The organism is Ruegeria sp. HKCCA5463 (assembly GCF_013034175.1).
Classification (GTDB): Bacteria; Pseudomonadota; Alphaproteobacteria; order Rhodobacterales; family Rhodobacteraceae; genus Ruegeria.
Genome location: NZ_WQFL01000005.1, coordinates 243,094 through 266,393, shown reverse-complemented (window position 1 = coordinate 266,393; position 23,300 = coordinate 243,094). Strand labels below are relative to the sequence as shown.

General features: G+C 58.5%; 26 protein-coding genes and 1 tRNA gene. 15 read left to right on the top strand and 12 right to left on the bottom strand.

Annotated features, from left to right (window positions below; genetic code table 11):
* The first annotated feature begins 2 nt into the window (after window positions 1-2).
* Genes GOW09_RS12950 through GOW09_RS12940 form a run of 3 tightly spaced genes read left to right on the top strand, consistent with a single transcriptional unit; the run spans window position 3 to window position 2,739 of the window.
* On the top strand, window positions 3-1,208 hold the full coding sequence (locus tag GOW09_RS12950) for a branched-chain amino acid ABC transporter permease (RefSeq protein WP_171118889.1): 1,206 nt from the start codon (window positions 3-5) through the stop codon (window positions 1,206-1,208).
* Between the two features lie 10 nt (window positions 1,209-1,218).
* A complete protein-coding gene (locus GOW09_RS12945; protein WP_170346000.1) occupies window positions 1,219-1,974 on the top strand; it encodes an ABC transporter ATP-binding protein in 756 nt (251 codons plus the stop codon).
* 9 nt (window positions 1,975-1,983) lie between these two features.
* Entirely contained in the window at window positions 1,984-2,739 is a 756-nt protein-coding gene (locus GOW09_RS12940; RefSeq protein ID WP_171118887.1) for an ABC transporter ATP-binding protein, read from the top strand.
* A gap of 493 nt (window positions 2,740-3,232) precedes the next feature.
* Here GOW09_RS12940 and GOW09_RS12935 read toward each other — a convergent pair whose 3' ends face one another.
* The 4 genes from GOW09_RS12935 to GOW09_RS12920 are packed head-to-tail and all read right to left on the bottom strand — an operon-like array spanning window position 3,233 to window position 6,393.
* Window positions 3,233-4,030, bottom strand: a complete 798-nt coding sequence (locus GOW09_RS12935) for an ABC transporter permease (protein ID WP_171118885.1) — start codon at window positions 4,028-4,030, stop codon at window positions 3,233-3,235.
* A complete protein-coding gene (locus tag GOW09_RS12930) occupies window positions 4,027-4,779 on the bottom strand; it encodes an ABC transporter permease (protein ID WP_152459071.1) in 753 nt (250 codons plus the stop codon). The genes GOW09_RS12935 and GOW09_RS12930 overlap by 4 nt, the downstream gene beginning before the upstream one ends.
* 9 nt (window positions 4,780-4,788) lie before the next feature.
* Window positions 4,789-5,553 carry a transporter substrate-binding domain-containing protein gene (locus GOW09_RS12925; RefSeq protein ID WP_171118883.1) on the bottom strand — a complete coding sequence of 255 codons (765 nt, stop codon included), beginning with the start codon at window positions 5,551-5,553 and terminating at the stop codon, window positions 4,789-4,791.
* Window positions 5,554-5,595: 42 nt separating this feature from the next.
* The gene (locus GOW09_RS12920) at window positions 5,596-6,393 is read right to left on the bottom strand and encodes an ABC transporter ATP-binding protein (RefSeq protein WP_171118880.1); all 798 of its coding nucleotides are present in this window, start codon (window positions 6,391-6,393) and stop codon (window positions 5,596-5,598) included.
* Between the two features lie 77 nt (window positions 6,394-6,470).
* On the opposite strand from GOW09_RS12920, the gene GOW09_RS12915 reads away from it, so the two are divergent.
* The 4 genes from GOW09_RS12915 to GOW09_RS12900 are packed head-to-tail and all read left to right on the top strand — an operon-like array spanning window position 6,471 to window position 10,695.
* Window positions 6,471-7,127 carry a TetR/AcrR family transcriptional regulator gene (locus tag GOW09_RS12915; protein WP_171118878.1) on the top strand — a complete coding sequence of 219 codons (657 nt, stop codon included), beginning with the start codon at window positions 6,471-6,473 and terminating at the stop codon, window positions 7,125-7,127.
* The gene (locus tag GOW09_RS12910; RefSeq protein WP_171118876.1) at window positions 7,124-8,308 is read left to right on the top strand and encodes a pyridoxal phosphate-dependent aminotransferase; all 1,185 of its coding nucleotides are present in this window, start codon (window positions 7,124-7,126) and stop codon (window positions 8,306-8,308) included. Before GOW09_RS12915 ends, GOW09_RS12910 begins: the two co-directional genes overlap by 4 nt.
* Entirely contained in the window at window positions 8,305-9,909 is a 1,605-nt protein-coding gene (locus tag GOW09_RS12905) for a 5-guanidino-2-oxopentanoate decarboxylase (RefSeq protein ID WP_171118874.1), read from the top strand. The genes GOW09_RS12910 and GOW09_RS12905 overlap by 4 nt, the downstream gene beginning before the upstream one ends.
* A 3-nt stretch (window positions 9,910-9,912) precedes the next feature.
* Window positions 9,913-10,695 carry a dimethylarginine dimethylaminohydrolase family protein gene (locus GOW09_RS12900; RefSeq protein ID WP_171118872.1) on the top strand — a complete coding sequence of 261 codons (783 nt, stop codon included), beginning with the start codon at window positions 9,913-9,915 and terminating at the stop codon, window positions 10,693-10,695.
* 265 nt (window positions 10,696-10,960) lie between these two features.
* On the opposite strand, the gene GOW09_RS12895 is transcribed toward GOW09_RS12900, so the two are convergent.
* The 5 genes from GOW09_RS12895 to GOW09_RS12875 all read right to left on the bottom strand — a co-directional run bounded on the left by GOW09_RS12895 (window position 10,961) and on the right by GOW09_RS12875 (window position 14,198).
* Complete coding sequence (locus GOW09_RS12895; protein WP_254442737.1) at window positions 10,961-11,842, bottom strand: copper resistance D family protein; 882 nt, start codon at window positions 11,840-11,842, stop codon at window positions 10,961-10,963.
* Window positions 11,839-12,168 carry a copper resistance CopC family protein gene (locus GOW09_RS12890; protein WP_254442736.1) on the bottom strand — a complete coding sequence of 110 codons (330 nt, stop codon included), beginning with the start codon at window positions 12,166-12,168 and terminating at the stop codon, window positions 11,839-11,841. Before GOW09_RS12890 ends, GOW09_RS12895 begins: the two co-directional genes overlap by 4 nt.
* A 22-nt stretch (window positions 12,169-12,190) precedes the next feature.
* Window positions 12,191-12,622 carry a cytochrome c gene (locus tag GOW09_RS12885; RefSeq protein WP_171118866.1) on the bottom strand — a complete coding sequence of 144 codons (432 nt, stop codon included), beginning with the start codon at window positions 12,620-12,622 and terminating at the stop codon, window positions 12,191-12,193.
* A gap of 1,030 nt (window positions 12,623-13,652) precedes the next feature.
* Window positions 13,653-13,728 (bottom strand) — tRNA-Ala (locus tag GOW09_RS12880).
* Window positions 13,729-13,871: 143 nt separating this feature from the next.
* Window positions 13,872-14,198: a TIGR02300 family protein gene (locus GOW09_RS12875; protein WP_171118864.1), complete on the bottom strand. Its 327-nt coding sequence runs from the start codon at window positions 14,196-14,198 to the stop codon at window positions 13,872-13,874.
* Window positions 14,199-14,298: 100 nt separating this feature from the next.
* On the opposite strand from GOW09_RS12875, the gene GOW09_RS12870 reads away from it, so the two are divergent.
* From GOW09_RS12870 to GOW09_RS12860, 3 genes are all read left to right on the top strand, one after another.
* A complete protein-coding gene (locus GOW09_RS12870; RefSeq protein WP_253282570.1) occupies window positions 14,299-14,994 on the top strand; it encodes a M48 family metallopeptidase in 696 nt (231 codons plus the stop codon).
* Between the two features lie 30 nt (window positions 14,995-15,024).
* A complete protein-coding gene (locus tag GOW09_RS12865; RefSeq protein WP_170346010.1) occupies window positions 15,025-15,672 on the top strand; it encodes a GntR family transcriptional regulator in 648 nt (215 codons plus the stop codon).
* Between the two features lie 113 nt (window positions 15,673-15,785).
* Entirely contained in the window at window positions 15,786-16,916 is a 1,131-nt protein-coding gene (locus GOW09_RS12860; RefSeq protein ID WP_171118862.1) for a lytic murein transglycosylase, read from the top strand.
* 3 nt (window positions 16,917-16,919) lie between these two features.
* On the opposite strand, the gene GOW09_RS12855 is transcribed toward GOW09_RS12860, so the two are convergent.
* On the bottom strand, window positions 16,920-17,882 hold the full coding sequence (locus tag GOW09_RS12855) for an acetyl-CoA carboxylase carboxyltransferase subunit alpha (RefSeq protein WP_152459042.1): 963 nt from the start codon (window positions 17,880-17,882) through the stop codon (window positions 16,920-16,922).
* 121 nt (window positions 17,883-18,003) lie between these two features.
* On the opposite strand from GOW09_RS12855, the gene GOW09_RS12850 reads away from it, so the two are divergent.
* Window positions 18,004-18,156, top strand: coding sequence for a hypothetical protein (locus tag GOW09_RS12850; RefSeq protein ID WP_217360275.1), 153 nt, complete (start codon window positions 18,004-18,006; stop codon window positions 18,154-18,156).
* Here the strand turns inward: GOW09_RS12850 and GOW09_RS12845 are convergent.
* A complete protein-coding gene (locus tag GOW09_RS12845) occupies window positions 18,132-18,728 on the bottom strand; it encodes a LysE family translocator (RefSeq protein WP_171118858.1) in 597 nt (198 codons plus the stop codon). The two genes, GOW09_RS12850 and GOW09_RS12845, sit on opposite strands and share 25 nt — an antisense overlap.
* A gap of 73 nt (window positions 18,729-18,801) precedes the next feature.
* On the opposite strand from GOW09_RS12845, the gene GOW09_RS12840 reads away from it, so the two are divergent.
* Together GOW09_RS12840 and GOW09_RS12835 are read left to right on the top strand one after the other, a co-directional pair.
* A complete protein-coding gene (locus GOW09_RS12840; protein ID WP_171118856.1) occupies window positions 18,802-19,254 on the top strand; it encodes an Lrp/AsnC family transcriptional regulator in 453 nt (150 codons plus the stop codon).
* A gap of 119 nt (window positions 19,255-19,373) precedes the next feature.
* Window positions 19,374-19,952, top strand: a complete 579-nt coding sequence (locus GOW09_RS12835; RefSeq protein WP_152459039.1) for a PA14 domain-containing protein — start codon at window positions 19,374-19,376, stop codon at window positions 19,950-19,952.
* Between the two features lie 46 nt (window positions 19,953-19,998).
* Here GOW09_RS12835 and GOW09_RS12830 read toward each other — a convergent pair whose 3' ends face one another.
* Window positions 19,999-20,961 carry an L-malyl-CoA/beta-methylmalyl-CoA lyase gene (locus GOW09_RS12830; protein ID WP_171118854.1) on the bottom strand — a complete coding sequence of 321 codons (963 nt, stop codon included), beginning with the start codon at window positions 20,959-20,961 and terminating at the stop codon, window positions 19,999-20,001.
* 295 nt (window positions 20,962-21,256) lie between these two features.
* Between GOW09_RS12830 and dgcN the strand changes: the two genes are divergently transcribed.
* Together dgcN and dgcA are read left to right on the top strand one after the other, a co-directional pair.
* Window positions 21,257-22,258, top strand: coding sequence for an N-acetyltransferase DgcN (dgcN, locus tag GOW09_RS12825; RefSeq protein WP_171118852.1), 1,002 nt, complete (start codon window positions 21,257-21,259; stop codon window positions 22,256-22,258).
* A gap of 75 nt (window positions 22,259-22,333) precedes the next feature.
* Window positions 22,334-23,299: an N-acetyl-D-Glu racemase DgcA gene (gene dgcA, locus GOW09_RS12820; RefSeq protein ID WP_171118850.1), complete on the top strand. Its 966-nt coding sequence runs from the start codon at window positions 22,334-22,336 to the stop codon at window positions 23,297-23,299.
* Window position 23,300 lies beyond the last annotated feature (1 nt).

Below are 23,300 nucleotides of genomic sequence, written 5' to 3'. Positions count from 1 at the left end.
CGATGTTGGGACTGAACAAAAAAGATACCAGCCTGCTGATCATCGTCGGCATCCTTACGATGCTGGCACCCTTCATCCTGAATCCGTTCCCGGAAGGCAGCGCCATGGCGCAGTTCAACGCGGGCTATCCGGATCTGATGCAGCGCTTTGTCATCTTTGGCATCTTTGCCATCGGCTTCAACATCCTGTTCGGCCTTACCGGATACCTTTCATTCGGACACGCGGCCTTTCTGGGCGTTGGATCCTATTCCGCCGTATGGATGTTCAAGCTGCTGAGTTACAACATCATCCCGGCCATCGCACTCAGCGTTGTGGTCGCCGGGGTATTCTCATTGCTGATCGGGTTCGTCAGCCTGCGCCGGTCGGGCATCTATTTTTCGATCCTCACGCTGGCTTTCGCCCAGATGAGCTTTGCGTTGGCTTATTCGGTGTTGTCCAACCCCAAATTCAACCTGACGAACGGGGAAACGGGATTGCAGGTTTACGCGGATGATCCGCAGATTCTGCAAGGGGCGAACTCGCCGGACCTGCCGCATCTGTTCGGGTTGCCGATGCGCGCAACCTACACGCTGGACGTGGGCGCATGGAGCTTTGATTTCAACGCGGGATACTATCTGTGTGCGGTGATCATGATGGTGGTATTCTATCTGTCCATCCGAATTTTCCGTTCACCTTTCGGGATGATGCTGCGGGCCGTCAAATCAAACCAGCAGCGGATGAACTATACCGGCCTGAACTCGAAACCCTACACGCTGGCAGCTTTTGTCATCTCTGGCATGTATGCCGGCCTAGCTGGTGGGCTGATGGCCGCAATGGACCCGCTGGCAGGTGCCGAACGTATGCAGTGGACCGCATCGGGCGAGGTCGTTCTGATGACGATCCTGGGCGGCACCGGCACACTGATCGGGCCGGTGCTGGGTGCGGGCTTCATCAAGTACTTCGAAAACATCTTCTCGAAGATCAACGACAACGTGTTGCACAGCTGGTTTGCATTCCTGCCTGACGGGCTGGAGGACGCGGTGGTTTTCTTGATCCATCCGTTCATCGGCAAGGGCTGGCATCTGACGCTGGGCATTCTTTTCATGCTTGTCGTTATCTACTTGCCGGGTGGTCTTGTCGAAGGTGGTCAGCGTTTGCTGAACCGGCTCAAGCGCAAGAAATCAAAATCCGACGACGCGACGTCGGGCAAAACGGAACCGGCGGAATAAGGGGCGAGCCATGGCAATTCTAAGAGTCAAAGACGTCAGCAAGCGCTTCGGCGGTCTCAAGGCGCTCACGGATGTGAATCTCAGCGTCGAGGAGAATTCGGTTCACGCAATCATCGGGCCCAACGGTGCGGGCAAGTCGACCTTGCTGAATTGTCTGGTTGGCAAGCTCATGCCAGATACCGGGTCCGTATTGTTCGACAACGCATCGGTCTTGGGGCTTGAACCCTTCCAGATCAACCAGATGGGCATAAGCCGCGTGTTTCAGACACCCGAGATTTTTGGTGAATTGACGGTGATGGAGAACATGTTGATTCCGATCTTCGCCATGCGGGATGGGGCGTTCCGGATGCACGCTTACGAGACCATCGCCAACGAAAAGGCTGTTGTTGAACAGGCCGAAGCGATGCTGGAAGAGATGAACATGGCCGACAAACGTGAGATGCACGCGGCCTCGCTGTCGCGCGGCGACAAGCGGCGGCTTGAGATTGGTATGTGCCTCAGTCAGAACCCGCGGTTGTTGCTGTTGGACGAACCGACGGCGGGGATGGCGAGGGCGGATACCAACAACACGATCGACCTGCTGAAACAGATCAAGGATGAACGCGACATCACCATCGCGATCATCGAGCATGACATGCATGTTGTCTTCAGCCTTGCCGAACGCATCACTGTTCTGGCCCAGGGGACACCCCTAGTTGAAGATACTCCTGAAAACATCCGCGGAAACCCCAAGGTTCGCGAAGCCTATCTGGGCGAGGCTGCGTAAGGAAAAGCTATGAACGAGAAACCTGACTTTTCGAAAAACGCCAATCTGGCCAGCACCGCCCCTGCGTTTCTTTCCGTTTGGGATATGCACTCCTACTATGGAGAAAGCTACATCGTGCAGGGCGTCAGCTTCAACGTACATGAAGGCGAGATTCTTGCCCTTCTTGGACGCAACGGCGCGGGCAAAACCTCGACGCTGCGTTCGATTGCGAGAGTTGGAGATCCAGAAGTTAGACATGGCGAAATCTGGTTGGACCACAAGCCGCTGCACAACATGACAAGCTATGAAGCGGCGGCAGTGGGCCTTGGTCTTGTACCAGAAGACAGGCGCATCATTCCCGGCCTGACAGTTGAAGAAAACCTGCAGCTTGCACAGATTGCGCCTCCGATCGGATGGTCCCTCGAACGGCTGTACGAGTTGTTCCCGCGTCTCGGTGAGCGCAGGAAGCAGGAGGGGATTACATTGTCGGGAGGCGAACAGCAGATGCTGTCAATCGCCAGAGCGCTTGCCAGGGACATCAAGGTGCTGCTTTTGGATGAGCCGTATGAAGGTTTGGCGCCTGTCATCGTCGACGAAATCGAAAAAACCCTCATACATGTCAAACAGCAGGGTATGACCACGATCATCGTTGAACAGAACGCTGTACGCGCTTTGGAACTGGCGGACCGCGCGATCATTCTTGACACCGGTACCATCGTGTTCGACGGAACGGCAAAAGAAGTGCTTGAGGACACCGGTCTTCGTGAGGAGTATCTGGCGATCTGAGCGTTATTCTGATTGGCAAACAGACCCGATGGGCATAACCAGTTCGTGGCTCACCACGACCTGCGTTCAGTGCAGATACAGCCCATTCGCGCGATCAAAGGTGTTTCACCCCAAAGAATGATGGTCGTCGGCTCAAATCTGAATACGGGTTTGCGACATTAGGTTCTGTCGGGGCTGTGCCGAATGCACGTCTTGTGCAACGGGCCCCAAAGGACGAGGGGGGCAAGTTTGCAATGCTTCGTGACATCCGCCACTGCGCCGACCAGACGATTGCGCCGCGGTGTTCCAGGTCGTTGTGCAATGGATAAGAAAGTCAGGCTCTGGCCCTGGGCTGCCAGTGCCTCGCCGCAGGGGCCTGCAAGCCGAACCTTCCCTAAATCATTTCGGGCAACCGTCTTGATCGTGGGCCCGTGGTTTCAATCGGCCTGAAAACGCGCCGACGAAATCTGTGCCCGGAGTGGGGCCGTGGATCTCGCTTTACTTCCGGCTTGTACTATCCGGCTGGCCCATTTCGGCTTCCGGTTCCCAGCACCTTCACTTCCAGCCAGTGGAACATCAGGGCAATAATACCGGCAACGAGAATGTAGAATACGGCCAGCAGGATGAGCGGCTCGTAGATGATGAACGTGTCAGACCGCACTCGGGATGAAACGGCATAGATATCAACCACCGTAATCGTGGCAACCAAAGGCGTCGCCTTCAACTGGAGGATGGTTTCACCGCCCAGGGTGGGCAGAACGTTGCGGATTGCCTGCGGCAGCCAGATGCGGCGGAACATCGTCAGCCTGGGCATGCCGAACGATTTGGCGGCCTCCAGCTGGCCCTTGGCAACGCCTTTGAAGGCTCCGCGCATGACCTCACCTTCATAGCCGGCATAAGAAAGCGTCAAGGCCAGCACCGCATAAGGCCAGGCCTGACGCAGATACGGCCAAAGCTCGGATGATCGTATCCAGGGGAATTGAGGGAACAATGAGCCGAGGCCATAATACAGCAACCAAAGCTGCAAAAGCAGGGGTGTGCCCCGAATGATTGTGCAAAACGCCTTGGCGGGAGCCGCAAGGTACCAGGGCCCAACGGCCTGGGCCAACCCGAGTGGTACGGCCAGCAGAAACCCGAGAACGACGCTGACAACAAGCAGCCAGAGCGTGGTCCAGATTCCCTGCAACGCAAGCGGTGCGTATTTTGGCAACCAGTCCCATCGCAAAGACATGGCACACCAGATCACGATCCCGGCAAAGATCAGCATCATCACGATGCGATGGGGTTGCATCAAGGACCTGAGATCGATCATCTGCCACCTCCTTTCAGAGAAGGTTGACCGCGACGCGCCCATTTTTCGATCCGCGCGAAGATGGCGCCCGAAAACAGGGTGACCATGAGATAGAGAAAACCCGCCGCCAAAAAGAAGGTGAAATAGGCGCGTGTGCTGCTGGCGGCCTGCCGGGTTTCCAGTGTCAGTTCGTTGAATCCCACGACCGCGAGCAGGGCGGTGTCCTTGGTGGCGATCAGCCACAAGTTGGCCAGACCGGGTACGGCAAAGCTCATCATGGCAGGGATCGTCACGCGGCGCATGGTCATGAAGGCGGGCATCCCGTAGGATTTGGCGGCCTCGATCTGTCCGGGTGGAACCGCCTGTATGGCTCCGCGCAGAATCTCGGTTGCATATGCGCCCTGAACGACGCCCAGAACCCAGATGCCCGCAGCGACGCCATTGACCTCGACCCGTCCTCCGCCCATTGCAGCGGAGATTTTGTTGATGATGTCAGATCCCACGTAATACAGGATCAGGATCAGGACCAGTTCCGGCACGGCCCGGATCACGGTCGTGTAGATGGCAAGAAGATCGCGCGTGACCTTCCCGCCGTAAAGCTTGCCATAGGCTCCGAACAACCCGATCACGAGGCCGAGCGCATATGCACCAAAAGCGATCTGCAATGAGTGGGACAATCCGCGCAGCAGATTGCCCCCCCAACCCGGTGGCGACAGCGACAGAAGCTCTGCGCTCTGCGCCAGTCCAAGCGATTCCAACAGTCCGGTCACGGCAGCCGCTTAGTAGATGCTGGCCGAGAAATAGTTCGAAGTGATCTTCTCGTGCGTTCCATCGGCAAGAATTGCCGCGATGCCCTTGTTCAGCGCTGCAAGCAGGTCATCATCGCCCTTGCGAACACCGGCACCAACGCCCCGGCCCAGGATGGCCGGATCATCTGCGACGGCGCCTTTGATTTCACAGCATGCCCCGGCATCCGAGTTCACGAAGTCCGCCATGGCGATACTGTCGGCCTGAGTGGCGTCAATACGACCTGCGAACAGGTCCTGGTTGGCCTCATCCTGAGTTTGATAAACCTTCAGTTCGGAATCCTTGAAATATTCCTGCGCATAAGCCTGGTGGATGGTCGACGCCTGAACGCCGACAACCTTACCGGCCAGCGAATCGGGGGTCGCTTCGATATCCATCGATTTGTCCGCGACAATGACGGCAGGTGTGTTGTAGTAAGGATCGCTGAAATCAATGGTTTTCAGCCGCTCTTCGGTGATCGACATAGACGCCATTATGGCGTCGATCTGCTGTCCGGTCAGCGACGGGATGATACCATCCCAGGCGACCGGCGTGATGACACAGTCAAGTTCCGCAGCGGCGCAGACCGCATTGATGACATCGATTTCCCAGCCGACCCAATTACCTGAACTGTCCAGCGACGCGAATGGCGGGTAAGGTTCGGCTGCGATGCCGATCTTGACCTCTTCTGCACTGGCGATACCAGCCGAAAGGACAGCGGCGGCAAGGCCGGACACGAGCAGTTTCTTGACGTTCATTTTGATACTCCCTTTTGGTTCATTTTGTTTTGTTTTTTAGGTTCAGGCGACCGAGCTGAGGAACTGCTTCAGGCGCTCTGATTTTGGGTTTCCGAAGACCTCGGCAGGTGGGCCCTGCTCTTCGATGCGGCCCTCGAAGAGATAGACAACGTGGTCTGCGACTTCGCGTGCGAATTTCATTTCATGGGTGACAAGCAGCATTGTGCGCCCTTCGGCGGCAAGATCGCGGATCACGGTCAGAACTTCGCCAACAAGCTCGGGATCAAGCGCTGATGTGGGTTCATCGAAAAGCATCACCGAAGGATCGACTGCAAGCGCCCGGGCAATGGCGGCGCGCTGTTGCTGACCACCCGAAAGATAGGCTGGATAGGTGTCAGCCTTGTCGCCAAGGCCCACCCGTGTCAGCAATTCATGCGCCCGTGCGATCGCCTGGGCCTTCGGCACCTTGAGCACATGCACCGGCACTTCGATCACGTTCTCCAGAAGCGCGCGGTGTGTCCACAGATTGAACTGCTGGAAAACCATGGCCAGACGCGTGCGGATACGTTCGATCTGGCGGCGGTTGGAAGGGCTGCCATCGGTGTGCATTTCAACCAGTTCACCGCCGATGGTTATCTTTCCGGAACTCGGCGTTTCCAGAAAGTTGATGCAGCGCAGCATGGTGGATTTTCCAGAGCCTGACCCCCCGATAATGGCAACAACATCCCCCTTGTTTGCGGTCAGGGATACGCCTTTCAAAACCTCCAGCGTGCCAAAGGATTTGTGCAGATCCTCAACCTTGATCGCCTCGTCAGGCGTGGTTGTTTCGGGTGCGGGTGCAACTGCTTTGGCTGTGTCCATATCCAAGAATCTTCTGATTTCAGCTTGCAGTAAGCCCCGAATCTCGCAATTATGCAAGTGTATAATAATCCCGTGCCATGGATGACACTGACGTGCAGGACGACAGCCGCAAATTCAAACGTGAGTCTGCCGAGTTTCGCCGCGAGGCGCTGATTCTGGCGACTTTGGACCTGATCGCCGAGATGGGCGTTCGGGGTGCCACGGTGCGCGAGATCGCAGCCCGCGCGAATGTGACCCAAGGTTTGATCCGGCACTATTTCTCATCCAAGGACGAACTGGTTCAGGCGGCGTATGAGCACCACATGAATACGCTGACGGACCAGACCGCGGCGTCATCAGGAACCGGAAGCGCGGTTTCTAAGTTGACCAACTTCGTCGACGCGTCACTGCGACCGCCGATCGTCGATCCAAGCGCCGTGGCGTTGTGGGCGGGTTTCCTGAACAAAGTGCAGCATGACCCGAAAATGCAGCGCATTCACCAGCGAACCTATGACTATTTCCGGGATCACCTCGAGAAGCTGATCGTCGCGGCATTGCAGGAAACCGGGCGTTCGGTTGATGCGTCAGAGGCAATGCAACTGGCCATCGCATGCAACGCGGTGATCGATGGCCTGTGGCTTGAAGGGGGCGCGCTTCCGGATGCGTTTTGCGAAGGCCAACTGGCGCGGATCGGTTTGGATTCCGTCAGCGCCATCGTCGGGATTCCATTGACCAAAGAGGTGGAGCAGTCATGAAGACCACATCGGTGACAGAACGGTTGGCGGGCTTGGGTGGTGCCAAATGGGGCGTACATCTGAAAGCCCGCGACCTGATCAAGGCCGGAGCGGACATCGTCGAAATGACGATAGGAGAACCGGACGTGCCGGTGCCGGATGCGCTGGTCGAAGCCACCGTTGCCTCATTGCGGGCGCAGCGGACAGGGTACTCCAACGGGCGCGGTGAAGCAGGGCTGCTTGACGCGCTGGCTGCGCGCTATTCTGCCTCTCGCGGGCGGGCTTTCGAGCCCGGGAATTTTCTGTGCTTTCCTGGCACACAAACCGCCTTGTTCGCAGCCATGGCCGGGGTCGCCGAGGCGGGCGACGAAGCTCTTGTCGGCGATCCGATGTACGCGACCTATGAAGGTGTTGTTCGTGCATCCGGGGCCGAGATGGTGCCCGTACCGCTGCGGCCCGAGAAAGGGTTTCGCATGCAGGCCGCAGATATCGCGGCCCGCATCACTCCGCGCAGCCGCGCCATTCTTCTGACAACGCCGCATAACCCGACGGGCGCGATTCTGACCGCCGCGGACATTGCCGAGATCGGGCAGCTGGCGATTGCGCGTGATTTGTGGATCATCTCGGACGAGGTCTATGAAGAACTGATCTTTGACGGTGCCCGATTTGTTTCACCATTGGCAGATCCGGAACTGGCGGATCGTGTCATTGGCGTATCATCCATCTCGAAGTCTCATGCCGCTCCGGGATTCCGCAGTGGCTGGTGCGTCGGGCCCGCCGCGTTCTGCGAAGCGCTGCTGCCCTATTCCGAGACCATGCTTTTTGGCAATCAACCGTTCATCGCGGACATGACCGAAAAGGCGATCCGTGACGGATCCGAGGTTGCCCCCGGTATGGCCGCCCGATTCTCTGGTCGCGCGACCCTGTTGGCCGATCGTCTTGAAGCCGAAACGGATCTGAAAGTTCACCGGCCCGAGGCGGGAATGTTCGCACTCATCAATGTCTCTGCCACCGGGCTGGATGGCGAAGCCTATGCCTGGGATCTGCTTCAGGCCGGGGTGGCCGCCATGCCGGGATCTGCCTTTGGTGACAGCCTGAAGGACTGGGTGCGGGTTGCTTTGACGATCAATGACACGGATTTTGGTACCGCAGTTTCCCGTATCATCGAACACGCCAACAGCAAATCACGCGAGGTCGCATGAGCGGTATGACAATTGGCGAAGCTCTGGTTGCCGGGCTGCGCCAGCGGGATGTGACCTGCGTCTTCGGAATTCCGGGCGTTCACACGGTGGAACTGTATCGAGGGCTTGCCGCTTCGGGCATACGACATGTGACGCCCAGACACGAACAGGGGGCGGGTTTCATGGCCGATGGCTATGCCCGTGTGTCGGGTAAACCGGGTGTTGCCTTTGTGATCACCGGCCCCGGATTGACCAATACGCTGACGCCGATGGCGCAGGCGCGGGCCGATTCAATACCGATGCTGGTGGTGTCCGGCGTCAACAAAACCGGATCGCTTGGCAAGGGTTTGGGGCATCTGCACGAATTGCCAGACCAAATCGGGCTGGCGAAAACGGTTGCGTTGGTATCCGAACAGGTCACCGGCCCCAGTGCTCTGGCCCAGGTTTTGGACCGCGTTTTTCAAGGCCTCAGCAATGGTCGCCGCGGGCCGGCGCATATCGAGGTTCCGTTGGATGTCGCAGCGGCGGAATACCAGGAAACAGCAGTCGAGACGCCTGACCCTGATCCTCCGGTCAGCCCGGCATTGATCAGGCAGGCTTCAGGGCAACTGGCTGAGGCAAAGAAAGTCGTCATTTTGGCGGGCGGCGGCGCGAAACGTGCCGAGGCGGGATTGCAGGCACTGGCCGAAGCTCTGGATGCTCCGGTTGTGCAAACCGTCAACGCGCGCGGCCTGATGCACGGACATGCTCTGACCGTACCGGCCAGCCCCAGCCTGAACGCGGTGCGCGCATTGTTGGAAAGCGCCGATTGCGTTCTGGCCTTGGGAACCGAGCTGGGGCCAACCGATTATGACATGTATGCCACCGGTCAGTTTGCGAAACTGCCAAACCTGATACGGGTTGATCGGTGCAGCGATCAGCTTTCACGGCATGAGGCAGCGATTGCCATTCAAGGTGACGTCGGCTTGGTTTTGCCAGCGCTGTGTAAGGTCCTGCCGCAGAGGTCACGGCAAAGCAACGGTGCGGACTGTGCCAGAAAAACGCGCAATGCGGCCTGGCAGGAGATTGGTCCGGATTATCGCCAACAGGTGGAGATACTGAATGCAATGCGCTCGGCGTCTCCGAATGCTCTGATGGTCGGGGATTCCACCCAGCCCATTTATGCCGGCAATCTTTACTATGACCACGACCGGGCTGGTGGCTGGTTCAATGCGGCAACGGGGTATGGTGCGCTTGGCTATGGCATACCCGCAGCCATCGGTGCGTCGATTGCCGATCCAACGGCGCGGGTAATATGCATCACCGGCGATGGCGGGGCGCAGTTTTCAATGCCGGAAGCAATGGCCGCGGTAGACGAAAACCTGCCGGTCACGTTCGTGATCTGGAACAATCACGGGTACCGGGAAATCGCCACATCGATGCAGGATGCAGGCGTGACGGTCATTGGATGTGACCCCACACCCCCCGATTTTGCAGCAACGGCCAGATCCTTTGGCATTCCGCACACCAGGGTTCCCGATAAGCCGCAGGCCATTGCGCAAGCGTTAGGCGAAACTGCCGCCCTGGGCGGGCCCGCGATGATCGAAGTCACCGCCCGAAAATTCGAACCTCAGAGAGATTGAAACATGTCAGACCCAACTTTTGAGTTTTCCCGCGCCATCACTCGCCGCCCGGCACCGACCATTGCTGACGGATTGCGCGCAGAAGATATCGGAAACCCGGATTTCGATGGGATGACGGCCGCGCATGGGGCATACGTGGCAGCACTGAAAAGCACCGGGGCCGAGGTGATCGAGCTTGATCCCCTGGATGCGTTCCCTGACGCGCAGTTTGTGGAAGATACGGCCCTGTGTCTGCCGCAGGGTGCTGTGCTGATGCGGCCGGGCGCGCCTTCGCGAATGGGGGAAGTGGCCGAGATCGCCCCGGCACTGCGCGCCTGCTATGAAACGGTCACACAGATCAATGGTCCCGGCCATATCGAGGGCGGAGACATCCTTGTAACCGGCCGCGAAATTCTTGTGGGCCGGTCAGACCGCACTGACGCGGAAGGTGTTGAGGAACTGGCGAAAATCACCTCGGAATGGGGTCACAAACTGCGGGAAGTGTTCACGCCCGAGGGCGTTTTGCACTTCAAAACGGATTGTTCTCTGATGGATGCCGAGACAATTCTTGCGACCCGGCGATTGGACGCTTCGGGCTGCTTTGAAGGCTACCGGGTGCTGCATGTTGCTGACGGAGAGGAGGCGGCGGCAAACGCGATCCGGTTCAACAATCTGGTGCTGATGGCCGCTGGTTTCCCACGCACCGCAGAGATGCTGGACCGCGAAGGCTATGAGGTCGTTGAAATTGACAATACCGATTGTGCAAAGCTTGATGGTGGCATGTCCTGTCTTTCATTAAGGTTTTGAGGGGCAGCTGCAGGGTTCAGGCCCCAGTGAATTCGGCAGGTCGCGTGTTGATGGTTCGAAAGACAGGCGGTGAACAAGCTTGATTTCTTACGGTTGACCGGCGCGCAGGTGGCACTGTTTGAACCCTGTTTGCCAAAGCCCAATGGCTAGGCCCCGCGGCAAGGGTCGGCGGGCCCTGAGTGGGATTGTCTTTCTTGTTCGCATCGGATCGTGCACCGCTGTTGCCATTGCTGCACACTGCGCGCGCACCGGTGTCTGGCCCGCTCTAATGGCCCGAATTCGGAAGCGTCAGAACACTCGTGAGTGTTGCCGTTGTTGCCAGCACCACCAACACCATCAATGCCTCAACCTCGATAGAGCGGGCGAGGCGTTGCGCTGCCTTGACCTCTCCACCTTGCATGGCCGGAACAAATCGGAGCTTGTTTGCAGCGGCAAGAAACAACAGCAGCGCCACAAAAAACACTTTGAGCAACAACGCCTGCCCGTAGCTTGTGAACAGAAGCCCTTGGAGATTGCCGACAAGCAACCAGGCCATCCAAAGACCCGCCACGATCAACGCCGGCACAAGCCAAGTGGCAGCTTGCCCAAAGACATGACCGAGTTCAGCAGCATCCTTCAGGTGTTCAGGAGCAAGGGCCATATTCCGCAGCGGGCTGAAGATGCCCACCCAGAAAGCTACACACAACAGGTGCAGCAGGAGCAGGAGCTGGATACAAAAGCTCTCCAGTTCCGGCACGTGCCCGATCTGCGCAAACGACCATAAAGCGATCGTGCCACCCAACAGCGCGATCCACTGACCAAAGCGAGGAACGGAAAGCCCCACAAGGATCAACGCTACGCCTGCAAGGCGGTAAACAAGTGTGTCGCCCACGGATGTCTGCCACAGTAGGCCAAGCATCTTCGGATCGACCATGCCGTCAACCCCGCCTGTCAAGGCGGCTCCACGAAGCAAGAAGCCAACTGCTGTCGCGACAAGAGCAAGCCATGCCAAGGCCCTGGCCTGGCGCGTCATCGCAAGGTTCACCGGCGCGACAAGACCGGAATAGAGGCATCCAACAATCACAAGCCCGGCAGAGCCCGCAAAGCCGATGTAGAGCACCAGCTTTGCGAGGATCGCAGCAATCGCCCAGATGTCTGGCATGCTCATTCCACGGTAAAGGAAAACTCGCCCTGCATCGCATGGCCGTCTTCACCCAAACCCCGCCATTCGATGACATAGGTGCCCGTTCCATTGCTCGGCAGTGGGATCGTGAATGCCTGACCAAAACTTGTCTGGTCGCCCAAATCCAAGCTTACCGCCGAGTGTTCTTCATGGGCCATCTCTATCCGTGTCAGCCGGATGTTTTTTGAGAAGTTGAGACCAATTTCAGCGGGCACAGTGGTTATCGTGGCGCCGTTGGCAGGGGTTGTTTCTTCAATTTTGGAATGCGCCAGTGCGCCGTTGGCAAGCGCAACCATAAGCGCGAATGTCATGATCTTCTTCATTGGGTTACCCTCAGTTTATTCCGTTGGCGCGCTGGATTTCGCGAATGTAGGCGATCACCATGGCAACGTCACCTCGTGTCAGGCCCTCCACGGGGGGCATGTCGCCAAACTGCCAATGGTGGCTTCTTACACCTTGTGAAACCGCCCTGTGAAAGGCTTCATCAGCGTGGTGACTGGGTTCGTAAATTTTGTGGATCAGAGGCGGCCCCGCACCCTCTACGCCGACCGCATTGGCGCCGTGGCATGACGCGCACGAGACCTCAAAAACACGCTGGCCGATTGCGGCATTGCCTTCGATGGCCGGCATCTGAATTGCGACCATGGCGTCGCCTTTGCGTGTTTCATGCGATGTGGTCTCTTCAATTGCGCCGGGGCGAAGAGTTACGAAGGCGGCGACGGCAGCGACAGCGCATGCGCCGATTAGCAAGTGACTTTTTTTCATGGATTGGTCCTGACATTTTGGAAGCTGGCAACGCTGCGGCACATCGCGAACAGCCGCACGTGCTGGTCGCTAACATCCGCAGGGATTTTTGCTGCTTCAAAGGTCAGGAGGCCTGTAAAGGACGTCTGGTTCACTCAGCTTGACTTGGGTTCCAACATGGAGCTCCGGGTCAGTATCACGCCGACCCTTGGCAACTTCACTGACTTGGAACGGCAATGCAACGGCTTGGCAGATAAAGGGATTGCACTTTCCGGTTTCGGAACTCTCCGGGTCATGATGATGACCTGAAGCCGAGACGTCTCCGCTCGTTGCCGGTGCTGAGTGTTCGGAAGGTTGCGTATGGTGCTCACAGTGAAAGCCCGCGCAGCCCTTCGACAGCGCGTGCGCAACACCGCCAATGCCGGTCAGGATGACCAGAACGCCAACCAATAGAACAAGTGAATATCGCCGGATGACCATGGTGCCGGACGTTACTGCACGCAAGCGCACGATACAACGCCACACAATTCATCGCCCCGAAACAGGGTCGCTCAATTGTGGTCTGCGATGCAAAAAAAGCAAACCGTGACTGCGATGCGGTTTTGTGCGCTGCATTCTCACCATAGTCTTCATGGCCCAATTCGCAGTAGCGGATGGTATCAATCATGCGCTCCCTATGAGACTCACTGAAAGGGCCGAGTTTATCCCGCGCGCCCTTGTCCTTGCCAAAGCACTCTTGAGACCCCGGGCATCATTGTGCATAGTTCATGCCCGACTGTTATTTGTGCTTTTTTATTGCGTCGCCGCACGCTGCAAGACGCCCTGCCAGAGTACCAGCCCCTTTAGGGCGTCGGGTACGCAAAGTCATACGAAGGGTCCCACGCGTGGTGCTTGGTCTAGTGCGGGGTTTTGGAGTTGTCTCGGGCAGTGGCCAACGAAGGTAGTAGATGCCATGTCGGGACAGTGAAAGATACGCATGCAGCTTCATTTTGTGTCACACCTGTGTGTCACACCGCTCTAATGCTTGCTATCTAGTTGTTCTGTTGGGTTTTGGTGGAGCCTAGGGGAGTCGAACCCCTGACCTCTTGCATGCCATGCAAGCGCTCTCCCAACTGAGCTAAGGCCCCATCTAGGTACCGCTGATGCGGTGGACGGACGTTTAGGAGACAGTGACGACGAGTGCAAGTCCAAAAATGGAATCGAACGCGAATTTCCGCACTAAGCTGTCCGTGGAACGAAAAAGGCGACCCTGTGGTCGCCTTTGACATGATCAGTTTTCGTCTTCCGAAGACATGTCGGTGATATCATCCAGCGAAACGTCATCACTGGTGTCATCATCGTCATCCAGCAGATCATCATCCAGTTCGACGTCGACAGAGTCGTCGTCATCCAGTACCAGCTCCCCATCCGACGCGTTTTCACGCGCTTTGACCGAGGCGGCATCTTCTGCATCCGCCGCGATCATGCGGCTTTTGGATGTTTCAAGCTCCACGATCTCGCCAGTGTAGGGGCTGATGATCGGGTCCTTGTTCAGGTCGTAGAATCGCTTACCGGTGGTCGGGCAAACGCGCTTTACGCCCCATTCTTCCTTGGGCATGTCAAATCCCCTTGATATCAGGTGAGTCGTCTAAATGATTCAGCTCACCTGCCACAGGCAGAGGGCACTGTCAAAGTCTTTGCGCAAGAGAGGTCGCGATATGGGAGAGCACGCATTGCCAGGGACACCGCCGGTGCCGCTGAGGCTGCGCAAATCCGCCCGGGCGCGGCGCATAAGTTTGCGAATTTCTCAGCTGGACGGCCGGGTTACGCTGACCTATCCGGTCGGTGTGCCTGAATCCGAGGCGCTGAGTTTCGCACGTACCAAGGAAGAGTGGATTCGCCAGCATTTGCAGGACAGGCCGGAAACGGCCGTGGTGCAGTTCGGACAGAAGATACCGATTGAAGGCGTTGTTCGGCGAATCGTGCCCGCCAAGGGTCGGCGTGTTCAGTTGATGGCGGACGAGGTCGCAGTGCCCGAAGGGGCCGAGGCGCGCAGATTGGCCCGGTTTCTGAAGGAATTGGCGCGGGACCGATTGATTGGCGCGTGTGATGATTACGCGGCAATGCTGGGGCGGTCGTACAGCACGCTCAGCCTGCGCGACACGCGGTCACGCTGGGGATCATGCAGTTCGCAGGGTGGATTGATGTTCTCGTGGCGGCTCATTCTCGCGCCGTCCGAGGTGCTGCACTATGTGGCCGCGCATGAAGTGGCGCATCTTGTCGAGATGAACCACTCGCCCGCGTTCTGGGAACAGGTGGAACGCATTTTCGGCCCCTGTCAGCAACCCCGCCGCTGGTTGCGAGACAATGGGGCAGAGTTGCATCGTTACAGGTTTGACGCAAAGCCGAGTTGACCTTGCGCTGTTTTGTGATCACATAAGCGGATGTTGAGCACACGCCCGTCTGACACCCAAACTGCCACTCATGACCGGGTTTATCGGGCCCTGAGGTCTCGAATCATGCATGGTGAGATGGCGCCGGGACAGGCGCTGACCTTGCGTGGCATCGGCAAGGAATTCGGCGTCTCGATGACCCCGGCGCGAGAGGCCGTGCGCCGTCTGGCCGCCGAGGGGGCATTGTTCCTTTCCAATTCCGGCCGGGTCTCGACACCTGAATTGACCAACGACCGGATTGAGGAATTGGCGGCGTTGCGCGCGTTGCTGGAAGTCGAGCTGGCCAGCCGGGCTTTGCCCCGGGCGCATATTGCGCTTATCGACCGGTTGCAGACCATCAACATGACCGTTGCCGAGATGGTGACCAAGCGGGACGCGGTTGGGTACATCCGTTCAAATCTGGAATTTCACCGCACCCTTTACCTGCGGGCTCAGGCGCCCGCGATGCTGGCCATTGCCGAAACGGTCTGGCTGCAACTCGGGCCGACGATGAGGGCGCTTTACGGGCGTCTCAGGCGCACTGAGCCACCGCATTATCACAAGCTGATCATTGCTGCCCTCAAGGCCGGGGACGAACCGGGTTTGCGCCTGGCGGTCCGTTCGGACGTGACGCAGGGATTGCGCTTGCTGGTGAGCTGAGCGGCATCCCGCCGACATTCCGGCGCCCACTGCGCAAGGTTTCACCGTTCTGGCCTGTTCAACCCGACTGGGTTACTCTTGATGCAAATCACAAACAAGAGCAGACCACAGCCATGATCACTCGACGGACTTTTTCCATTTGCCTTGGATCAACATTGTTGGCCGCCTGCACGGGTGGCGGTGCGCCATCCAGCGCGCCTGCATCGCGTATGCGGGCTGTTCCCAACGCGGGTTGGGATGCCTGGGTTGCCGGATTCAAGGGCAGGGCGGCATCGCAAGGTATTTCACAATCCACGATTGATCGCGCTTTTCAGGGGGCAGGGTACCTGCCCGATGTGATCGAGCGTGACCGCAATCAGGTAGAGTTCAAGCGTTCGCTCGAAGACTACCTTGCCATTGCCGCCTCGGACGAGCGGATCAGCACCGGCCAGAAGATGCTGCGGCAATACAACGGGACGCTGTCGCAGATCGAGGCGCAGTACGGGGTAGACAAGGAAATCGTCGTTGCAGTGTGGGGGCTGGAAAGCCGCTATGGCGCGCGTCGCGGCGATGTGCCCGTTGTGTCAGCCCTGTCGACGCTGGCCTATGACGGGCGGCGTGGTCAGTTCTTTGAAAGCCAGTTGATCGCGGCGCTCAAGATCATTCAGAATGGCGACACCACGCCTGACAAGATGACCGGCAGCTGGGCCGGTGCGATGGGGCACACGCAGTTCATTCCAACCTCTTACCTGGCCTATGCCGTGGATTTCACCGGCGACGGGCGGCGCGATATCTGGTCGGACGATCCGACGGATTCGCTGGCTTCGACCGCTGCTTACCTGTCGCGCGCAGGCTGGGTGCGGGGGCAGCCTTGGGGGGGCGAGGTCGGAACCGTTTCCGGTACACCGGTCGCCGTGCTGCAACCACAGAAACCCGGGCCGCGCATTGCCGTCTTCCGCAATTTTCAGGTCATCAAGCGCTATAACAATTCGGACAGTTACGCGATCGGGGTCGGTCATCTGGCGGACAGAATCGCCGGTGGCGCGCCGTTTCAGGCCTCGTTCGGGCCAGATGCAAACGGTCTGACATTGGACGACCGCAAGGAATTGCAACGGCGGCTGACATCCCAAGGGTATGATACGAAAGGCGCGGACGGGGTGATCGGCAAAAACACGACGTCTGCCATCAGCGCGTATCAAAGCGCCAATGGCCTGGCGGTCACCGGAGAACCCTCGGTTGCGTTGTTGCGCAGGTTGGGCGGCTGACGGTTACGCCGCCAACCCTTTCGAGCCGATGTCGAGGAATTTTTGACGGCGGTCCTGTATCAGGGTCGCCGCGTCTTTGCCGTCCAGTTCCGCCAGCATATCGGTGAGAGCCGCGCGTACAGCCTCGACAGCGGCCGGACGATCGCGATGCGCGCCGCCCTTGGGTTCAGGGATGATCCGGTCGCAAACGCCAAGCTTGTGAAGATCCTGAGCGGTCAGACGCAGCGCCTCGGCCGCTTCACGCATCTTTTCTGCATCTTTCCAAAGGATCGATGCGCAACCTTCCGGCGAGATCACCGAATAGACCGAGTGTTCCAGCATTGCCACGCGGTTGGCGGTGGCAAAGGCCACGGCCCCGCCCGAGCCGCCTTCGCCGATGATGACCGACACCAGGGGCACGCCGATCTTCAGACACATTTGGGTCGAGCGGGCAATCGCTTCGGATTGACCGCGTTCCTCGGCGCCTTTGCCGGGATAGGCGCCGGCGGTATCGATCAGAGTGATCACCGGTAGGCCAAACCGACCGGCCATCTCCATCAGGCGGACTGCCTTGCGATAGCCTTCGGGGCGGGCCATGCCGAAATTGCGTTCGATCCGCGATTTGGTGTCGCTGCCTTTTTCATGGCCGATCACCATGACGGGTTGATCGTTGAAACGTGCAAGCCCGCCGATCACTGCCAGATCATCGGCAAAATTGCGATCTCCGGCCAAAGGGGTGAATTCGGTGAACAGGGCATCGACGTAATCGCTGCAATGCGGGCGTTCCGGGTGTCGGGCGACCTGGCATTTCCGCCATGGGGTCAGATCGGCGTAAAGCTCATCCAGAAGCTTGGCGGCCTTGGCGTCCAACGCGGCGGCTTCTTCGGTTACGTCCATCTCTTCGTTGGTTCGGGCCAACGCACGCAACTCTTCAGCCTTGCCTTCAATTTCAGCCAGCGGTTTTTCGAAATCCAGATACTGGGTCATGACGCCTCTCAACGCGAAAGTTCCCTGCTATATGGCCTGACGGTGCTCCGGATGCAACTCGGCAAGATCCGAGTGGTGAAGATGTTCGATTTCAGATGGGCGAATGGAAAAACGGATACTGATGGCCGCCGCCAAGAAAGACCCCGCGCTGCGCGTTCTGACCTGCACCCACGACAATCTAACGCGGCGTCTGACCCTGTACCCACCCGAAACCGCGCCCGAGAATGTGTTGGCCGAAACCTGTCTGGGTCAACTGGGCCAGAGAACGGGATAGAGCGAGGCCACAAGCAGCACCGCCATTGTCCAGTTGAACGCCACCAGCCTGCGCGGGTTCGTCAGCACCCGCGACATCTGCTGCCCCAGAAAGGTCCATGTGCTCACCGAGGGCAGGTTGACCGCCCCGAAAACCAACGCCACAAGCGCAATCGCATGCAGGGTCTGACTGGGCGTGTAAGCGGTTGTGGCGGTCAGGGCCATGGCCCAGGCTTTGGGGTTCACCCACTGAAAGGCGGCGGCTTGCAGAAACGTCATGGGTGTCCCCGCTGCCAAATCGCCTGCGGCTGGCGCGGCATGCGCGATCTTCCATGCCAGATAGAGCAGATAGATCACCGACACGACCTTCAGCACTGAATAGCTGACCGGGTACCGGTCAAAGACCTGAACCAGCCCTGCACCGACCAGCAGCACCATGAGCGTGAAGCCAAGGCCAATGCCCAGCATATGCGGGATCGAACGCCGAAAGCCGAAATTCGCACCCGATGCCATCAGCATCAGATTGTTCGGCCCGGGCGTAATGGATGTCACGAAGGCAAAAGCGATGAGCGCCAGAAGGATGTCGTAAGTCATGCTGCGAAGTATCGTCTGACCGGCAGCAAATGAAATTGCTTTTTCGTGCGCGTTTCCGCTATTTCTGCAACTTATGATGAAGAATGATCAGATAAATCGCCAGATATTGCAGGAACTGACCCGCGATGGGCGCATCAGCAATCTGGAATTGGCCGAACGGGTCGGGCTGTCTCCGTCCGCCTGCCTGCGTCGCGTTCAAGAGTTGGAAAAGGCCGGCGTGATCACCGGTTATCGTGCGGTTCTGAACCCGGCCGCGATGGGTGTCGGCTTTGTCGCCTATATCGGGGTCGGTCTTGGTGAACACACGAAAGCGGCGCAGGAGGGGTTTGAGCGTGCCCTGCAACAAGCCCCCGAAGTGGTCGAATGCCACAACATCACCGGTACGATCGAATACCTGCTGCGCGTCGAATGCGCCGATCTGCCGTCCTACAAGACCTTCCATACCGAGGTGCTGGGAACGTTGCCTCATGTCACGTCGATCACATCCTATGTGGTCATGGGGTCACCCAAGGATCTGCGTGCGTAGCCACTGGAAATGTGAAGCCACACTCTCTTGCAGCGCAAATTTTCAGGGCCTAGTGTCTTTGTAATGACGCTGCCAGGGGATACGCCCAGCTAAAACGGCACGCAAACAGGGAGATTACGATGAAACTCGTTCGAACAGTGGCGACCGCAGTTGCCATGTCGGTCATTGCCGGGGCCGCTTTGTCTGCCCCGCTGAAACTGCAACCTGCCAATCCACAGCCGTCTCCGAAGGCGGGTTTGAATGTCAAATACTTAGGTACAGGCAATCAACACAAGAAGATCCGGGATCTGAGCCAGGCAAAAAGCATGCTGTCTAAGGCGAAGCCCGGAAAACCGTTGCGCGGGTTGGATTACAGGGACACCAGCAAGGGTGAGGATGTCTTGACCTTCGACCAGGCCTACAACGTTGCCGCCGAGGTCACAGGCTATATGCGCTTTGACTCACCTGGCGTTTACGAGCTGGAAACGTGGTCGAATGACGGTATAGAGGCTTGGGTTGGCGGTCAGCAGATTGGCCGGGTAAATGGCATTCAGGGCTGTGAAGCCAATCAACGCACCGAAGTGGAAGTGCCCAAGGCGGGTTGGTATCCACTGAAGATCGTCTATTTCCAGAAACTGGGAACCTCTTGCCTGATGATGAAGTCAGGAAAGAAGGGGGAACGCTTCACATGGACGCCCAATGACGTTTTTGGCCGTTGAAGAATTCATGAAAGGGCGCTCGATCGAGCGCCCTTTTTTTGGGGGCTTAGCTGCCCGCCACAATCAGTTCGGCCTGCGCCACGATGACTTCGGCCTGCTTGATTGAGGCGATGTCGACAAGGCGGCCTTTATAGACGGTTGCGCCCTCACCGTTTGCTTTGGCCTGTTCCATTGCGGCCAGGATTTCGCGGGCCTCGGAAACGGCCTCATCCGACGGGGTAAAGACCTGATTGGCCAGTGCAATCTGCTTGGGATGGATCGCCCATTTGCCGACCATACCCAGCGTGGCCGAGCGTTTCGCCTGAGCGATGTACCCTTCATCATCGCTGAAATCCCCGAATGGCCCATCCACTGGCAGCACCCCATGGGTGCGGCACGCTGCAACGATGGCGGCTTGGGCCCAGTGCCACGGGTCGGACCAATGTTTTTCGCCGTCACGCAGCATATAGTAGTTTTCCTGTGTGCCGCCGATGCCCGTGGTCTGCATCCCCATCGAGGCCGCAAAATCTGCAGCCCCAAGGCTCATGGCCTGCAAACGGGGCGAGGAGGCTGCGATCTCTTCCACATGCGCGATACCGGCAGCGGATTCGATAATGACCTCGAAGCTGATCGGTTTGGTCCGGCCCTTGGCGCGTTCAATGGCGGTGACAAGGGCATCCACGGCATAGACATCTGATGCACAACCGACTTTGGGAATCATGATCTGGTCCAGACGGTCGCCTGCCTGCTCCAACACGTCGACAACGTCACGATACCAATAGGGGGTATCCAATCCGTTGATGCGAACGGACATGTATTTATTGCCCCAATCAACAGTATTCAGCGCTTCGATGACGTTGGCGCGGGCTACATCCTTGTCCGAAGGCGCAACCGAATCCTCAAGGTCAAGGTTGATCACATCCGCAGCAGAAGCTGCCATTTTCGGGAACAGTTTGGTATTCGACCCCGGACCAAACAGTTGACAGCGATTGGGTCGTGCAGGCGCGGCGGGTTGGATGCGAAAGCTCATCTGGACCTCGTGTGGGTAATGAAGTTGCGATTTTCTCGCCCAATGAGGTATTAAATTGCGCAACTTGGCGCAAGGGAGATTGTGCATCTGCGGCAATGCGGTTGCAGAATGCAAATTTCCAGCAGAAGATGAGTGGTGATTAAAGATTAATCAATTTGAAAAATTCGAAGAATTTTGCGTCATCCCGCGCAAGAGCGCAAGAACATCGCGCGTTAGCTGTGTTTGACGGAGCAGAACGCGAAACGCTCGTTTTGCCGCTTCACTAGCTTAGGCCGGAATCAAAGGAGTGACCGCAATGATCGAGACACCGTACCTGCTGTTTTTGGGCGATGCGCCCGACCAATTGGCGGCCAAAGTGGCTGTGGGCATCAAGGATTGGCGCCCGGAAAACGCCGTCGGCCAATACCGTATGGACGGCTGCAAGGCCGATCTGGGCCTGACCGATATGACCCTGACAGAGGCGAAAGAGGCCGGTGCCAAAACGCTGGTCATCGGCGTGGCCAACCGTGGCGGCGTCATCAGCCAGGAATGGAAAAAGGTTCTGGTCATGGCGCTTGAGGAAGGGTTTGACCTGGCCTCTGGCCTGCACAACCTGTTGCGCGACGAGCCCGATCTGGTGGCGGTGGCCGAAGCAACGGGGCGAAAGCTGCACGACGTGCGTGTACCCGAGGTCGATTACCCGATCGCCAACGGGATCAAGCGCAGGGGCAAACGTTGTCTGGCCGTCGGCACCGACTGCTCTGTGGGCAAGATGTACACTGCAATGGCGATGGATGCCGAAATGCGCAAGCGTGGTATGAAGTCGACCTTCCGCGCGACCGGCCAAACGGGCATTCTGATCACCGGCGATGGCGTGCCGCTGGACGCCGTTGTTGCGGATTTCATGGCCGGCTCGATCGAATGGCTGACACCTGACAACGATGACGACCACTGGGATCTGATCGAAGGTCAGGGATCGCTGTTCCATGTGTCCTATTCCGGCGTGACCATGGCGCTGATCCACGGCGGCCAGCCTGACGCGCTGATCCTGAGTCATGAACCGACCCGCGCGCACATGCGCGGTTTGCCGACCTATCAGCTGCCGACGCTCGAAACCCTGCGCGACACTGCGCTGGCGCTGGCCAAAGTGGCGAACCCCGATTGTCAGGTCGTCGGCGTTTCGGTCAACACGCAGCACATGTCCGAAGAGGACGCGACAGCATATCTGGCCAAGATCGAAGCAGATATGGGGCTGCCGGCGACCGATCCGTTCCGGTTCGGCTCGGGCAAGTTGGTGGACGCGCTGGCCGCGATGTGATCCAACCGGCCCGCCGGTGGCGGGCCGGTTCCGCCTCTGGCGGGAGTATTTGGGAAAAGATGAAGGAGCAGGTGCGTGCAGATAGAGGTCTCTCGCGATGTGTTTCAGTTGGCGCAGGTGTTTACCATTTCGCGCGGGTCACGGACCGAAGCAAAGGTGCTGACGGTGCGGGTGTCGGACGGAAAGCATCAGGGCTGGGGCGAATGCGTTCCTTATGCGCGTTATGACGAAACGCTCGAGTCGGTCGAGGCCGAGATCGCCGGTCTGCCTGCTGAGTTCAGCCGCCGGTCGCTGATGGATCTGCTGCCTGCCGGTGCCGCTCGGAACGCCGTGGATTGTGCTTTGTGGGATCTGGAAAGCAAGCGCGCGGGTAAGCGCGCCTGGGATTTGGCGGGCCTGCCGGTGCCCGGACCCGAGATCACGGCCTATACTCTGTCGCTGGATACTCCGGAGGCAATGCAGTCTCAGGCGGCCGAGAACGCGCACCGCCCGCTTCTGAAGATCAAGCTGGGCACGCCAGATGACATGCCCCGGCTCGAGGCCGTCCGCGCCGGTGCGCCGAACGCCAGGATCATCGTGGATGCGAACGAAGGCTGGTCGGCCGAGGTTTACGCCGACCTCGCCCCGCATCTGGTGCGTTTGGGCGTAACACTGGTCGAGCAGCCATTGCCGGCTGGTGACGACGACGCTTTGATCGGAATGGACCGCCCGGTGCCCGTTTGCGCCGACGAGTCCTGCCATGATCGTGCCAGCCTGCCCGGGCTGAAGGGGAAATACGATGTCATCAACATCAAACTCGACAAGACCGGTGGCCTGACCGAGGCGCTTGAACTGCGCAAAGCCGCAATCGCGGAAGGGTATGGCATCATGGTCGGCTGCATGGTCGGCAGTTCGCTTGCCATGGCGCCCGCGACACTGTTGGCGCAGGGTGCGATGGTGACGGACCTTGACGGACCGCTTCTGTTGGCCGAAGACCGCGACACCCCGCTGATTTTTGACGACGCCGGAGTTCACCCGCCCGAAGCGGCGCTCTGGGGCTGAG